Annotated in this window: 16 protein-coding genes; 14 read left to right on the forward strand and 2 right to left on the reverse strand. The window is 42.7% G+C overall.

Features of this window, described 5'->3' with window-relative positions:
- Positions 1-74 precede the first annotated feature (74 nt).
- The 14 genes from HPS57_RS05180 (at position 75) to HPS57_RS05245 (ending at position 11,407) form a co-directional block, all read left to right on the forward strand.
- Positions 75-476 carry a hypothetical protein gene (locus tag HPS57_RS05180; protein ID WP_172180877.1) on the forward strand — a complete coding sequence of 134 codons (402 nt, stop codon included), beginning with the start codon at positions 75-77 and terminating at the stop codon, positions 474-476.
- Between the two features lie 39 nt (positions 477-515).
- Positions 516-1,745 (forward strand): hypothetical protein, encoded by a 1,230-nt coding sequence (locus HPS57_RS05185; RefSeq protein WP_172180880.1) that lies wholly within the window; start codon positions 516-518, stop codon positions 1,743-1,745.
- Positions 1,746-1,836: 91 nt separating this feature from the next.
- Entirely contained in the window at positions 1,837-3,117 is a 1,281-nt protein-coding gene (locus tag HPS57_RS05190) for a glycosyltransferase family 4 protein (protein ID WP_172180882.1), read from the forward strand.
- A gap of 4 nt (positions 3,118-3,121) precedes the next feature.
- Positions 3,122-3,682 carry an acyltransferase gene (locus HPS57_RS05195; protein WP_172180884.1) on the forward strand — a complete coding sequence of 187 codons (561 nt, stop codon included), beginning with the start codon at positions 3,122-3,124 and terminating at the stop codon, positions 3,680-3,682.
- Complete coding sequence (locus tag HPS57_RS05200) at positions 3,679-4,719, forward strand: glycosyltransferase family 4 protein (protein WP_172180886.1); 1,041 nt, start codon at positions 3,679-3,681, stop codon at positions 4,717-4,719. Before HPS57_RS05195 ends, HPS57_RS05200 begins: the two co-directional genes overlap by 4 nt.
- A 165-nt stretch (positions 4,720-4,884) precedes the next feature.
- Positions 4,885-6,138: an ATP-binding protein gene (locus tag HPS57_RS05205; RefSeq protein WP_172180888.1), complete on the forward strand. Its 1,254-nt coding sequence runs from the start codon at positions 4,885-4,887 to the stop codon at positions 6,136-6,138.
- A 130-nt stretch (positions 6,139-6,268) separates the two neighbouring features.
- Positions 6,269-6,547, forward strand: a complete 279-nt coding sequence (locus HPS57_RS05210; RefSeq protein ID WP_172180890.1) for a glycosyltransferase family 2 protein — start codon at positions 6,269-6,271, stop codon at positions 6,545-6,547.
- A 13-nt stretch (positions 6,548-6,560) separates the two neighbouring features.
- Positions 6,561-6,755 carry a hypothetical protein gene (locus tag HPS57_RS14500; RefSeq protein ID WP_369811449.1) on the forward strand — a complete coding sequence of 65 codons (195 nt, stop codon included), beginning with the start codon at positions 6,561-6,563 and terminating at the stop codon, positions 6,753-6,755.
- Positions 6,756-6,770: 15 nt separating this feature from the next.
- Entirely contained in the window at positions 6,771-7,379 is a 609-nt protein-coding gene (locus tag HPS57_RS05220) for a hypothetical protein (RefSeq protein ID WP_172180892.1), read from the forward strand.
- 6 nt (positions 7,380-7,385) lie between these two features.
- Complete coding sequence (locus HPS57_RS05225) at positions 7,386-7,919, forward strand: DUF6155 family protein (protein ID WP_172180894.1); 534 nt, start codon at positions 7,386-7,388, stop codon at positions 7,917-7,919.
- An 88-nt stretch (positions 7,920-8,007) separates the two neighbouring features.
- A complete protein-coding gene (locus HPS57_RS05230; protein ID WP_172180896.1) occupies positions 8,008-8,871 on the forward strand; it encodes a glycosyltransferase in 864 nt (287 codons plus the stop codon).
- A 35-nt stretch (positions 8,872-8,906) separates the two neighbouring features.
- Positions 8,907-10,013, forward strand: coding sequence for a nucleotidyltransferase family protein (locus tag HPS57_RS05235; protein WP_172180898.1), 1,107 nt, complete (start codon positions 8,907-8,909; stop codon positions 10,011-10,013).
- Between the two features lie 586 nt (positions 10,014-10,599).
- A complete protein-coding gene (locus HPS57_RS05240; protein ID WP_172180900.1) occupies positions 10,600-10,923 on the forward strand; it encodes a DMT family transporter in 324 nt (107 codons plus the stop codon).
- Positions 10,919-11,407 carry a pyridoxamine 5'-phosphate oxidase family protein gene (locus tag HPS57_RS05245; RefSeq protein WP_172181402.1) on the forward strand — a complete coding sequence of 163 codons (489 nt, stop codon included), beginning with the start codon at positions 10,919-10,921 and terminating at the stop codon, positions 11,405-11,407. The genes HPS57_RS05240 and HPS57_RS05245 overlap by 5 nt, the downstream gene beginning before the upstream one ends.
- Before the next feature lie 932 nt (positions 11,408-12,339).
- Here HPS57_RS05245 and HPS57_RS05250 read toward each other — a convergent pair.
- On the reverse strand, positions 12,340-12,717 hold the full coding sequence (locus HPS57_RS05250; protein ID WP_172180902.1) for a virulence RhuM family protein: 378 nt from the start codon (positions 12,715-12,717) through the stop codon (positions 12,340-12,342).
- Between the two features lie 22 nt (positions 12,718-12,739).
- Positions 12,740-13,972, reverse strand: a complete 1,233-nt coding sequence (locus HPS57_RS05255; RefSeq protein WP_172180904.1) for a site-specific integrase — start codon at positions 13,970-13,972, stop codon at positions 12,740-12,742.
- Positions 13,973-14,009: the final 37 nt, after the last annotated feature.

The following is a 14,009-nucleotide window of genomic DNA, read 5'->3' on the forward strand; positions in this document are numbered from 1 at the left end:
CCGGATATTATTGGTGGGCTTCTATTATTCCTATGATTGTTTCTTTGTCACTATGGGCAGAGGAGAAGAACAAGATGAATCGCATAATTGTCGGAATAGCCTCAACGGCATTTGTACTGTTGTCATTACCTGTATTTGGAAGTCCCTTTGATAAACAATATAGCAATATAACAGATTTCATTCGAAGACAGAAATTCAAAGATACGGACAGGATTGCTTCACCAATGATGACATTTTATGAAATGCAATCATGTTGTCCCAATACTTTTTACTATAGTGCATACTCCAAGGAACGGATTGGTGATTTGGATTATATCATAGTACTTGGAGACGGAACAGACGAATACAACAAAAGTGGAATGGAAGATTATTTTCATACTTTGAAAGAAGACTCCACATTAAGTATTGAAAGAGTAGATTCATGTGTTGCCCCATCTCTGATTTTGTATTCGGTCAAGAAAAGAAACAAGAAATGAATATTTTCAACAACATAAAAAGCGTAAGTTGACAACCAAATGAGCCAGATAGCAAATTTTTTCACATTGTTCTGGGTTGTGTATTTCCCAACATGCATAGCATATAATGACCTGCCGGGCTTCATGTATGTGGATGAGGTGATGACGGTGATACTGATGCTGTACACTTTCCTGAACAGTGGCAACTGGTCGACAAACAAGAGACCATGGAATGAATATTACGCCTTTCTGGGCATATTGATGCTCTTTACAGTCTATGGACTGACAATAGGACGTAATCCTGATGGAGTATGGCTGGACTTTATCCAGGAGATACGCCCTTACTCAGTGATATTCTGTACATGGATTCTCAACCCTCGGTTTACGGATAAGCAGAAGAAAATCATGCTTGGGACAATGGTTGTCACACTGTTTTCTTGGATAATAGTCCATCCGGAGACAGTCAATGACGCAAATGCTGAGTTTCCAGTTTTGGGACAGTTGGCGATATGTACAGGCATGAGTTGGTTCCTTTTCACGGAGGAAACGCAGAAGAACAAGTTTATAGCCCTTGCGCTGGTTTGCACAGGATTGTTCGCTCCGAAGTTCAAGTTTATGGGCGAGGTTGTTGCGTTTGTGGGTATGCTGTTCTTTATCAAGAAACAGCTTGATTTCAAGTCGCCGAAAACGATTGTGATACTATCGTTGTTGATGACAGCGGTGCTTTATGTCACTTGGGAGCGTGTCGATGCTTATTATGTTTCCGGTTGGAATAATGAAGTGAAGTTGGCGCGTCCGGAGACATACAAGGTTGCATGGGCTATTCTTTGGGATTATTTCCCTTTTGGCTCAGGTATGGGGTCATTTGCATGCAATGGTGCCTGGAAATACTATTCTCCACTTTATCCCGAATATGGCTTGGATGAAGTCTGGGGCTTGAATGCCGGTGGCGGTTTCATTTGTGATGCCTACTATCCGACGCTTGCACAGTTTGGTATCGTAGGAGTGTTGTTCTTTTTCATCTTTTGGAAGCGACGTCTTGTCGCATTCAGCCAGATAAAGGACATGAGATATTACAAAGTTGCAATGATGTCGTTTTTCTGTCTTGCCATGGAGCAGACGGCAGACTCTTCGTTTCTCTCCGGCAAAGGAATGGGATTCTGTATGTTGATAGCCTTGTGCCTTAATGCCAATGACAATATGGAGGAGGAAGAGGATGACGACGAAGAAGAGTGTGAGGAGGAATGTTTGGAGGAAGACGATGCTTTGTGTTGTAAGTCTGTATCATGACAGGATAAAGATTCTACCGGACAATTGTTAAAGAGAGATAGATAAAAATAACCACTGACAAAGGAAAAAATGGACGTAAGTCCAAAATGTAATGTTAAGGATACTTATTAATTCATACGCCTGTTGCCCGGGGATGGGTAGCGAGCAAGGAATGGGCTGGAACTGGATTCTTGCTATAGCCAAGCATAGCGAGTGTTATGTCATTACTGAAGGTGAGTACCGCCCGGAAATAGAAGCATGGATGAGCTGTGCTGAGAATGCTGAACTCGCTTCAAGAATACGTTTCTATTATAATGAGGTGACACCGGAGATTCGCCGCAGATGTTGGAACCAGGGTGATTGGCGCTTTTATTTCAGTTACCGGAAATGGCAGCAGAAGACAGCGGAGATAGCAAGAAGGATAATCAGTGAACAGCATGCAAAGGGAGAGGACATAGACCTGATTCACCAGCTGAACATGATAGGATTCCGTGAACCGGGCTATCTTGCCGGGGTTTCGAAATGTTGTGAAATACCATTGGTATGGGGACCGATAGGAGGCATGAAGCTGTTTCCTATGGCTTATGCCAATGGAGCAAAGGTTAAGCTGTTCCATACAGTAAAGAATGTCGTGAACCGTTTGCAAATGGTGTTTTACCCACGTGTCCGTAGGACATTGTACCATGCATCCGTCCTAATCAGTTCTATCCCTGCCAGCTATGTTGCCATAAAGAAATATTATGGCAGAGAGTCCGCCCTTATTCCTGAGACCGGATTCTATACATGTGACATGGACAATAATGCCACATGTCCGTCACGTTTCAAGGGAGAAATCCTGAATGTAATATGGGTAGGAAAGTTTTCATACAGGAAGCGACTTGACATAGCTTTGAATGCAATGATCTGTGCAGACAATCCAAACATCAGGTTGCGTATATATGGTACAGGCAATGACCGCCAAGTTGCCGAGACCAAAGAATTCCTTAAAGTGCATGGATTGTCAGGAACTGTGGAGATGATGGGGCATGTCAGGGCAAAGGATGTCCATGAAGCAATGCTTGAGTCAGATGTGTTCATGTTCACCTCTGTTGACGAGGACACCTCAACAGTAGTCCTTGAAGCCATCTGTGCAGGACTGCCGGTTGTTTGCTTTGACACTTGCGGTATGGCATCGGTTGTGGATGAAAATGTCGGTGTAAAAATCCCGTTGACATCTCCGAAACAGTCGGCAATGCATTTTGCCGAAGAGCTGAACCGCATGTATCGCGACAGAAGCCTTCTTGACAGATATTCCCAAAACTGCAAGAATAAAGCCGTTGAACTGTCATGGGAAAGGAAATCGGAACAGATTGTAGAACTGTACAAGAAAGCTCTTGAAAGTAAAGAGCATTGAACTTATGGGAATATTTGATATACTTCATAAGATAAGCCTTCTGCCATCATATATTTGGGACAGGATATGGGCACCTGTATGGAAGCGTTGCATGAAAAGTTGTGGCAAAGGTGTGTTCATACGTCCTATGTCAAGCGACATAAAGGGCTTGTGGAACCTTTCCATAGGCGACGGCACATCAATCCCCAAAGGAAGCACGTTTTACTGTACCGACGCACCATTGACGATAGGCAGGAAAGTCATCTTTGGTCCTCATCCGACAATCATTACAGGCGACCATCGTACAGACATCATTGGTAAATATATCATTGATGTGACACGAGAAGAAAAGCTTCCGGAGAACGACCGGCCGGTTGTTATAGAAGACGATGTATGGGTAGGAGCCAATGTCACAATCTTGAAGGGTGTGACGATAGGGCGTGGCTCTATTGTCGCTGCCGGAGCGGTGGTTACAAAGAGCTTCCCTCCTTATTCTGTTATTGGAGGTGTGCCTGCACATCTCCTAAAACGCCGTTTCTGTGATGAGGAGATTGTGAGGCACGAACAGAAATTGAAGATCAAATGAAGAAAGTCCTTGTCGTTGGCTCTGCACGCCAATCTGCAGGAGGTGTCTCGACTGTCATAAAGTTGATGGAGAAGATGCCTGTATGGAATGAATATTCCTGCTATTGGCTGGGCACACAGATACAGCGCAGTTATCTGTGGAAACTCTTTTATGCTGTCCGTTCATGGTTTGTGGCACTGTTTATTATATGGAGATACGATATTGTACATTTCCATACAGTGCCTGACAGAATATGCCTTATGATACAGATGCCGATTTTCCTGCTTGCACTCGTTGGCAGGAAGCGCATCATAATGCACATTCACATGGGAAACCAGTTACGCAGCCATACAGACAACCGGCTGTTCCTGTGGCATCTTAAAAAGGCTGACTTGATAATCCTCCTTGCCAAAAAGTGGGAGAAGCTTTTCAAGGAAGAATATCCTTGCATAAGAACAAGAACCACAGTATTGTACAATGCTTGTGAGGAAGTTCCTCCTGTTGCTCCGGCAGAGAAAGAGAAACTAATCATCATGGCAGCATATTTCACAGATAACAAAGCTCCTGAACTGTTGCTGCAGGCATGGCATAAACTGAAGGACAAATATCCGGATTGGAAAGTTCGGATGCTTGGCAATGGCGAGGTGGAGAGATACAAGCAAATGGCAGAAGAAATGTCTTTGTCTTCTGCAGTAAAGTTTACGGGATATATCACAGGAAAGGCCAAGGACGATTATTTTCGCAAGGCATCAATTTATTGCATGTGTTCCTATGAGGAAGGTTTCCCTATGGTTGTGCTTGAGTCTTGGGCTTATGGCATCTGTGTCGTCACAACACCGGTCGGCGGTCTGCCTGATGTGATAGAGGAGGGAGGGAATTGTCTCACCTTCCCATTTGGGGATTCAGATGCTTTGGCTGAGAAACTTGAACTTCTGATTACTGATGAGCAGCTCAGGAATGACATGATGAAGAATGCTCGCGAATTTGTTCTGAAGACATTCTCCACAGAGAAGATAAACCGTGACATCTGTGGGATATATAAACAGTTGCAGTCTTGAATATAGGCATATATGTGTAGTATGGTTCTGTCTTTGTTTTGCCATATTCCAATATCCAAGTAGACTTGAATTGAATTTTTATTACAAAAAACTTGCGAGAAAGGATGAATACCCTTACCTTTGCATTATAAATATGCCAATATTGGCAAAAATATGATGCATAATATGGAAATAAAAAGAGACAAATATCTCCAACAGTTGATAGAAAGTCGTCAAAACGGTTTTATTAAAGTGGTAACTGGAATCCGCAGATGTGGTAAATCATATCTCTTGAATGTTTTGTTTTATCACTACCTGTTAGAAAATGGTGTAGCAGATGACCACATTATCCGTGTTGACCTTGAAGACCGTATGAACAAGGATTTGAGAAATCCTGATACGATGCTCCATTATGTTTATGATAGAATTAAAGACAAGGATCTCTATTATATCATTATAGATGAGGTTCAACTGATGGATGAATTTGTTGATGTATTGAACAGTTTCCGCCATATAAGAAATGCAGATACATACGTAACAGGAAGTAACTCCCACTTTTTATCATCTGATATTCCTACGGAGTTTCGTGGTCGAGGAGAGGCTATTCATGTAAATCCTCTTTCTTTTTCAGAATTTTACTCTGCTATAGGTGGGGACAAGCAGGACGTATGGCGCGAATATTATACCTATGGTGGCTTGCCTCTTATTCTTTCTTTTGACACCGAACAAAAGAAGATAAACTATTTGAAGAATCTGTTTGAGACTGTCTATCTGGCAGATATTATAGAGAGGCATAAAATTAAGAATGACAATGAAATGCGTGAGTTGGTGCTTATTATGGCATCATCTATAGGGACACCGTGCAACCCAACAAAGTTGTCGAATACTTTTAAGAGTATTAAAAATGTAAAGATTGGCAGCCAGACTATTTCTAATTATCTCACTTACTTATCAGAATCTTTCCTCTTGAATAAGGCAATACGCTATGATATAAAGGGAAAGAAGTATATCAACACGCTTTCTAAGTATTATTTTGCAGACATTGGTTTGAGAAATGCAATTCTTGATATGCGCCAGCAGGAGGAAACGCATATCATGGAGAATATAATTTACAACGAACTGATTGTCCGTGGTTATAGTGTTGATGTCGGAATTGTGGAAATAAAGAAGCCTGACAAGGATGGAAAGTGGATTCGTATCCAATTGGAAGTGGACTTTATAGCAACTCTTGGCAGTAAGAAGTATTATGTACAATCAGCCCTGTCTATCCCCAATAGGGAAAAGGAAATACAGGAATCTCGTTCGCTGACAAACATCAATGATTCTTTTAAGAAGATTATTGTTGTCAAAGACCATATTATGCCTCGTCGCAATGAGGAAGGTATACTGACTATTGGATTGTTTGATTTTTTGCTCAAAGAGAATAGTCTGGATATATGAGAAATAAACTCTCAATGCCGTTCTGTTCTTTTATGGGGTATTTGAAGAATGTTGTTAAGAATGGAATCTAACCAACAACTATTTCGTATATAAATAGAGCATATTGCTCCGAATATAAAAACTTATTCCAATGAAAAATAAACTCAGTATCGTTATTCCGTGCTACAATGCAGAGAAATACATAAGCAAATGCTTGGATTCTTTGCTCGTTGCAGCTGACAAAGTCGGCAGAAAGAATTGCGAGATTATTGTTGTAAATGATGGGAGTACGGACAGCTCTCTTGATATACTGCAACAATACCAAAACGACATTACCATTCTGACAACTGTAAACCAAGGTGTCTCCGCCGCACGCAATTATGGTATAGCGAATATCCAAAGGGGGGGGGGAGTACGTTTGGTTTGTTGATGCGGATGATGAAGTGGATGAGTATAGCCTTCTGTATATTCATGAATCATTGCGCCAGAATCCCGCAGATTGTGTTTTCCTTGGATATGAATATGTCTGGGGAGAAAAACGGGCGCAAGTAGCCAAAAAGGAACTCTCGCCAAGCGAATTATTCTATGTCTTGAGTGGGAGTGAAATAATTGAAAAAGTAATGATTCCTTTATTTTGATTGTCACAAGCAAATGTGGATAGATTTTTTGAAGGCTTATCTCCCTATACAAATGATTTCTTTATATGTGGGTATGTGTGCCGTTATGTCCTGAAGCGCTCAATATTGTTAGAGAATAGTTTATCTTTCAGGTCGGATATGAAATTGGGAGAAGATGCTATGCTGTTTCTCCGATATTTGTATTATGTTAAAGAGATGAATGTTATAAAGGAAGGTCTTTATTACTATTATGTACGTTCAACAGGTGCATTAGAGAGCTTAAAAGCAAATCCAAGTTTGTTGTTTCAATGTAAGATGCAGTTGGCGGAGGAAAGGCATAATATAAATGAGTTATACATGCAGAAATATGGTAAGGATTTGTCGCAATATTATGATGGCTCGTTATTGTTCTCAGCTTTGGAGATGTGCATTAAACTTTCACGTGAGGGATATTCTGTGAATTATGGGTTGTTCAAACGTTACGCATCTTATCCTCCAGTGAGGAAGGCGGTGGCGAGAATCGACCTTACAAAAGCTCCTTTGAAGTACAAACTGCCGATAAAACTTCTTCAGCTTAATTGCTTGCGCCTACTGTACTCTTTAATGTATATAGCTCAAAGAATAGGGTGCAAAATCAATGTATAAGATAGTATGTCAAAGTCAAATGTAAAGAGATTGCTTTCTGCAATGAGCAGGGAGGAAATAATCGAAATGGTCCTCGAACTTTATGATGCACGTAAAGAGGCTAAGGAATATCTGGATTATTATGTCAATCCTAATGAGAAGGCAAAATTAGAGGAGTATAAGACTGTCATAAAGAATGAATTCTTTCCAAAACGCGGAGAAGAGAAGTGCCGTTTCAGTGTTTGCAGGAAAGCCATTGCCGATTACCGCAAGCTCCATCCCTCACCGGAGAACCTTGCCGACCTGATGCTTTTCCTTGTAGAGCAAGCCACAGAATTTACAGCCACGTATGGAGACATGTGGGGACAGTACTATACCTCTGTCGAGAATAATTTCGATGCCGCAATGAAGTTCATCAGCAAGAATAATCTCGTAAGGAATTTCCTTCCAAGGATTAACCAGGTATTGGAATGGAGTTCACAATGCGGATGGGGATTCGGAGATTCGATGCCTGGCATTTTCTATGCCTACTGTAAGGAAATGTATGACGACAGGGAATAGATGCAGGTGTATCTGTTCTGAAAAAGTTAGTCCACAAAGCTGACAGACATTATCTTTCATTCGTTATTTATGTATTTGTTTCGTAGTAATGGCTATACATCATTTCATACTGACACGTTTCAATCTTACTCTTTGGACAAGGGACAAGAATGGCAGCAGCATAGACCGTAACGAATGGTTGCGGGAAAGGCTGAAGTTGTTCGAGACCTATTGCCTGCCGTCTGTAAAGGCACAGACATGCCGGGATTTCACATGGGTATTGTTATGTGAGAAAGAAACCGGCATTAGTGGGGATGATAAATGGATAGAGGAAAAAATGGAGGAATACAAGCGGTTGTGTCCTCAGATACGTCCCATATGGGTGCGGAACAAATATGGCAGGGCTTTTGCCTCCATTTTCCGTAATGCTACCATCAAGTTGTTGCGAGAGCGAAGTCTGCAGAATGATGACCTTTGCCTGACAACCTATCTTGACAATGATGACATGCTGCATCCGTTGTATGTTCAGTTCGTACGACAGGAAGCCGCAAAATCAGGCGTAGGCACTGCCATCTCTTATGACTACGGTCTGCAATATTTCACAGAACTTAACCTTGCGACACGAGTGTCCTATCCGAACAATCATTTCATGACCTTTGTCGAGAATGTCCGCAATGTCCGTACATGCTACGGTTATGGCAGCCATTTTCTTTTGGAAAAGACCAAGGTCATAAATGTATGCCATATCAAAAACATAGGATGGCCTATGTGGGTGGAGGTTGTCCATGGCTCGAATGTGGACAACGATGTGAAGATGACATTTGACACATCTGTACTTGATACTGGAAGTGAGATGGCACGCGAGTTCGGGCTTGATGTTTCTGGATGCAGAAGGAAAGATTATTACAAGCGTTTTGTACAGCAGGTTATACGGCGTCTGCATGATAAGATTATACCAAGGAAATGGGAATGAGCAGTATTTGCTTTTCTAATGGAAACGGTTACTCAGTGAGAAGAATTGAAAGCATCTTCTTTGAACTGTTACAGGTCGCTATCGGCTGCCGTACAGAGCTCTCCTGCGTATTGACGGCGGAAGAGTGGGAGCGACTGTATGCCATAGTGCAAAAACAGGCAATGGTGGGAATCGCTTTTGCAGGTGTGGTGCGCCTGCCCCATGAGCAGCTGCCTCCACGCAATCGCCTTATACCGTGGAAAGTGCATGCCGACAAACTGGCATTACGTAACAAAAGGGCGAATGAACTCTGCCGTATATTATATAAAGGTGTTGTACAGGCCGGTTTTCATGCCATGATATTGAAAGGGCAGGGCAATCTTTCCTATTATCCGTCACATTTGCGTCTTTCAAGGATGCCCGGCGATATAGATATCTTTGTGTACAATGACACGAAACATTCTGTCCGTGATGTGATAGAATATTGTACCGCCCGCAGGAAAGGGCAATTCGTATATTATCATAACCTTGACTGGCCTGTGTTCAAGGACATTCCTGTTGAGGTCCATTACAGACCGACCTGGCTGTTCTCACCGTTTAGAGACAGAAAACTGCAACGGTGGTTCCGTTCTCATCGTTCTATTGTGGAATATGACGGGTATGGTGTGCCGACAGGAGAGTTCAATGCTGTGTTCCAGCTGATACATCTCTACAAACATGTCTTTGAGGAGGGAATCGGTTTGCGCCAGCTGCTTGACTACTATTATGTCTTGGAAAACCTTGACATCGGCAAATCCGGGAAGGATAGCCTGTGTCATACATTGGGGACACTTGGACTTGAGAAATTCGCCGGTGCGGTTATGTATGTCATGCAGCAAGTGTTTGCTATGCCAGACGAAAAGGCTTTGTTCCCTCCCTATGAGTCGGAAGGAAAAATGCTGCTTGCAGACATCCTGAATGGAGGGAACTTCGGCAGATATGACACTGGTAGGGTATGGAATCTGCAACCGGATTCGGACATCATGACGCGCATGCGATATGCTTGGCAGAAATTACGGCATAATTTCAGGTATCTCCGCAGCTATCCTGAGGAGGTGCTGTGGGAACCTCCGTTCCGCCTGTACCATTGGATGTGGCGCACTTTCCGTTTGTGGCGCTTCTGATATTTTGGTGCGGCTTGTGTGTTTATGGTAAATATGTCAAAGAACGCTTTTCTTTTGCAAAGGTACAATAATTCACATGCTATTCCAAATCCCAATGGGGTATAAATAGGGGTATCAAAGTATGCAAACAAGACATATGTTGCCGTTAGAGCATATTTTAGATTTTCAACGGTTTGGCACAACCGTTTGAGAAATAAACATTTAACTGAGTATTTGAGAAATGCAGGTAACGACTTGGCAACAGTGCGATTTTCAGCGTTTTGCGGTGCTATGCTGTCAAATAACTCTTTCAGTTGCAAAGATATTATTTTTTATTGGAATATACACTTTCTCAATATAATATTCGACAAAAAAGTCTCTAACAAATATCAGCAGTTCTATTGGAACGTATCCTTTCATGCCCAAATCTGATATCGTGAGACCCCACTATTAGTTTATTCTTGCCAGATACACAATCAAGCATGGCTGATTTGGACGGTTGCGAGGCAAGAGTTTGAAGAAAAATCACTAATTTTGCAGTTGAAATTATGTCTTGGAAGGAGACGCCGGATATTGCCGCAGCCCTCAATTGGACACTTTTGTGAATATGAATTGGATTATTCTCGTCATTGCCGGCTGCTTTGAAACCGGTTTTGCATTTTGCCTTGGCAAGATGAAGGGATTGTCAGGCATCCCTTGGTTGCTTTGGGGAATGGGGTTCTTGTTATGCCTGACATTGAGTATGGTGCTTCTTTCGCGGTCTGTGCAGACAATCCCCATTGGCACTGCCTACCCCGTATGGACTGGAATAGGCGCGGTAGGCACAGTAATAGTCGGCATCCTCTGCTTCAACGAACCTGCTACATTTTGGCGGCTGTTTTTTATTACCACGCTGATAATCTCAATTATCGGTCTTAAATTCATGCATTGATATGGAAAGGAAAATGCGACGTTTTAAACAGCAGTTATCTGAATCGGAAACTATCGAACTGCTTAGAAGTACGACTGCGGGTGTTCTCGCACAATGTGGCGAAGATATGCAGCCGTATGGTGTGCCCTTGAGTCACGTTTATGACAACAGAAAATTGTATTTCCACTCTGCACTGAACGGACACAAACTCGACTTGATTGAAGAAAACTCCAACGTGTGTTTCACGGTTATTGTGCAAGATGAAATTCATCCCGAAACATACACCACATATTATCGCAGTGTGATTGTATTTGGGAAAATATCTATTATTGACGATGAGGAAGAAAAGCGCAAAGCACTCGAATTGTTGGGACAACATTACAACCCCACCGATGCAATAGGTTTGCAAAAAGAGATTGCAAGCGGATTCCACCGTTGCAAGATGCTCATAATGGAAATTGAACGCTTAACAGGTAAGCAGTCAATAGAATTGGTTAAGCGATAATTATTCGTTACCCACTATGTCGGGCTTAATCGTCTCGAATAATAAACTTTCCAGTCAAAGGGGTATTTTCTTGGGCTTATTGGGGAATTTTCAGCGTTGTTTGCAATGCGGCACGGAAAATTCCCTAATAAGCTACGGTATTTTCCATGCAAATACCTGTATGGGGTGTCTGTGATTAGACCTGCTTCAGTCCGTTTACTTATATACTTTATGGCATTTGGTGAATGGTGGTGGTTGCCATTTCTTGGATGACCGCCTTTGCCCGTTGCCTACGCTCGTTTTTAAGTGCAATCATTGTAACTGCTGTATAGACCAACGGGATGCCCCTCCCTATGATTAGGGAGAGGGTGGCAAAGGGTTTCGGGCAGACCGAAACATAAACTTGCTACTCTCCAAAACAAAGGAAACCGATTTTGAGCAACTCAAATTGTATGGACAAGGAACAAGCGTTAGGGAGCCAAAATTAAGGCGAGAATCCATCCGAAGCGAAAGAGCAATGCAGCATAGCCATCCAACCTTGAAACCGTCAAGTCCGTATGCCTACTTTGCAAATGGAAATAAATGCATTTCTTCTGTGTTTCTTCTGCTATGGGAAATTATCCTCATATATTTTCCCTGTGAACTGATGATGGATGAATAATCCGATGATTTGATGAATTGTATATTCAATCCATTGTTATTAAATTACTTATATCCTCATCGAGCTCTCATCAAACCACTTGCGAAAAGAGAAACTCATCATTTGCAGGTCGGCTTGCCTTGTCTGTCATCTTTCTCCTTCTTTTCATCGGTAAAATACTTCTGATAAGTATTTGATGAGAGCATAAGTATCTATATTTCAATATGATTATATTCTTATTCATCAATTCATCAAAAATAAAAGTATATTTTTCCGAAAAGCATTGCTCTTGGTTCGCTTCATGCGCACCGTACTAACAGCTCCATCCACCTCTGAATGGCAGTGTGAGCAGGTATGTTTTTTCTTTTCGCCGGTACATAATCTTTTCCAACAGCATATTACGGACTTTCGCAGCTCCGAATGTATTGATATGGAAAGCAAGGGCGACAACCATATCAAGATTGTAAATATCCAAACCGCAGCCGTTCGCCAAATGCAGGTGGCGTTTTGCTTCGTATTCTTTCAGAACTCCGCTCTTATGAACAGCCCTTATCCCTGCACGGACTGTCGGGGCGATAACCCCGAACAGTTCCACAAGTTCAAATTCGGACATCCATATATTGGCGGTATCGGTCGGCAGGGCGATATTGCCCTGCCCGTCCATTGTAATGACGCTTCTTCTCTCTTTCATCGGTATTCGGTTTTATAGGTTATCAAATGACACTGCAAATACTTTTCTCCATATCCTCCAGCTTGTGCGACAGGGTTTCCATGTTCTGACTAATCTTCTGGTTCGTTATTTTGGCGTATATCTGCGTGGTCTTTATGTTGGTATGCCCTAACAAGCGGCTGACGGTTTCAATGGGCACACCATGCGATAAAAGCACGGTTGTGGCATTCGTATGTCTTGCAACGTGTGTGCTTAGCCGTGTCTTGAAACCGCATTGCTTACCGATTTCTTTCAGTACCTTGTTGCAACTGCCGTTACTCGGTACTGGGAACACACGGTTATCCCTTGTCAGCCCCTTGTACTTCTCGATTATTCGCAGGGGAACTTCCAACAGGCGGATATTGGATTCCGTGTTGGTTTTCTTTCTTCGGGTAATAATCCACAGATTGCCGTCAAAGAATGTTTGCAGGTTATCGGTGGTTAGGTTCTTCACATCGGAATATGCCAACCCCGTGAACACCGAAAACAGAAACAAGTCCCTTACAAGCTCGTGTGTCTTGTTCTTCATCGGAGCGTCCATGAGCGTCTGTATCTCCTGTTGGGTAAGATACCCCCTGTCCACACTTTCGGGAGAGTTGATATACCCTGCAAAGGGATTGAACGGCAGACGTCCGTCCTTCCTCGCTATCGAAATGATGTGCTTCAACACAATCATATACCCCCACACGGTATTGGTGCGGCACTTCTTCACCGTGCGCAGGAAATACTCGAAGTCATTGATGAACGTGAGGTTCAACTCTTTTAGGGGAATATCCTCACGCCTGTAGGTATGGGGCAGAAACTCCCGAATATGTTTGCAGACCGTTTGATAACGGTTAAATGTCCCTTTGGCTCGGCTGTGTCCGACTTTCTTCGCAAACTCGGCATTGTGCTGCTCAAAGAGTTTAAGCAAGGTCTCCTGCTTGATACCGATACCGAGATAGGCATCTTTCAGTTTGGTAGCGGTTACATATCCGTCCGTCTGCATCAGTTCTTGGTATCGGCGGTTCACCTCCACCCGAATCTTGTCAACGGCACGGTTGATTCTCTGCGCTTCGGCACTCTTGCCCGAAGCACGGCTGTTCTTCACGTCCCACAAATGGGGCGGAACTTCCATCTTGCAGCTGAATTGTTTAATCTCTCCGTCCACCGTAAGGCGGCACATAAGTGGCAGGTTGCCGTTGGGCTTTGCACTGCCTTTCTTCACGTAGAATAAGACCTTGAATGTACTTCGCATAACTCACATTTTTTTTGTGACAAAATTAGTTTACTGT

Source organism: Palleniella intestinalis (assembly GCF_013166595.1).
GTDB lineage: Bacteria > Bacteroidota > Bacteroidia > Bacteroidales > Bacteroidaceae > Prevotella > Prevotella intestinalis.

What these genes read in the sequence shown, in the direction of transcription:
- HPS57_RS05180 (WP_172180877.1), top strand. Translation starts at nt 75, where the DNA reads ATGAATCGCATAATTGTCGGAATAGCCTCAACGGCATTTGTACTGTTG.
- HPS57_RS05185 (WP_172180880.1), top strand. Translation starts at nt 516, where the DNA reads ATGAGCCAGATAGCAAATTTTTTCACATTGTTCTGGGTTGTGTATTTC.
- HPS57_RS05190 (WP_172180882.1), top strand. Translation starts at nt 1,837, where the DNA reads ATGTTAAGGATACTTATTAATTCATACGCCTGTTGCCCGGGGATGGGT.
- HPS57_RS05195 (WP_172180884.1), top strand. Translation starts at nt 3,122, where the DNA reads ATGGGAATATTTGATATACTTCATAAGATAAGCCTTCTGCCATCATAT.
- HPS57_RS05200 (WP_172180886.1), top strand. Translation starts at nt 3,679, where the DNA reads ATGAAGAAAGTCCTTGTCGTTGGCTCTGCACGCCAATCTGCAGGAGGT.
- HPS57_RS05205 (WP_172180888.1), top strand. Translation starts at nt 4,885, where the DNA reads ATGGAAATAAAAAGAGACAAATATCTCCAACAGTTGATAGAAAGTCGT.
- HPS57_RS05210 (WP_172180890.1), top strand. Translation starts at nt 6,269, where the DNA reads ATGAAAAATAAACTCAGTATCGTTATTCCGTGCTACAATGCAGAGAAA.
- HPS57_RS05225 (WP_172180894.1), top strand. Translation starts at nt 7,386, where the DNA reads ATGTCAAAGTCAAATGTAAAGAGATTGCTTTCTGCAATGAGCAGGGAG.
- HPS57_RS05230 (WP_172180896.1), top strand. Translation starts at nt 8,008, where the DNA reads ATGGCTATACATCATTTCATACTGACACGTTTCAATCTTACTCTTTGG.
- HPS57_RS05240 (WP_172180900.1), top strand. Translation starts at nt 10,600, where the DNA reads ATGAATTGGATTATTCTCGTCATTGCCGGCTGCTTTGAAACCGGTTTT.
- HPS57_RS05250 (WP_172180902.1), bottom strand. Translation starts at nt 12,717, where the DNA reads ATGAAAGAGAGAAGAAGCGTCATTACAATGGACGGGCAGGGCAATATC.
- HPS57_RS05255 (WP_172180904.1), bottom strand. Translation starts at nt 13,972, where the DNA reads ATGCGAAGTACATTCAAGGTCTTATTCTACGTGAAGAAAGGCAGTGCA.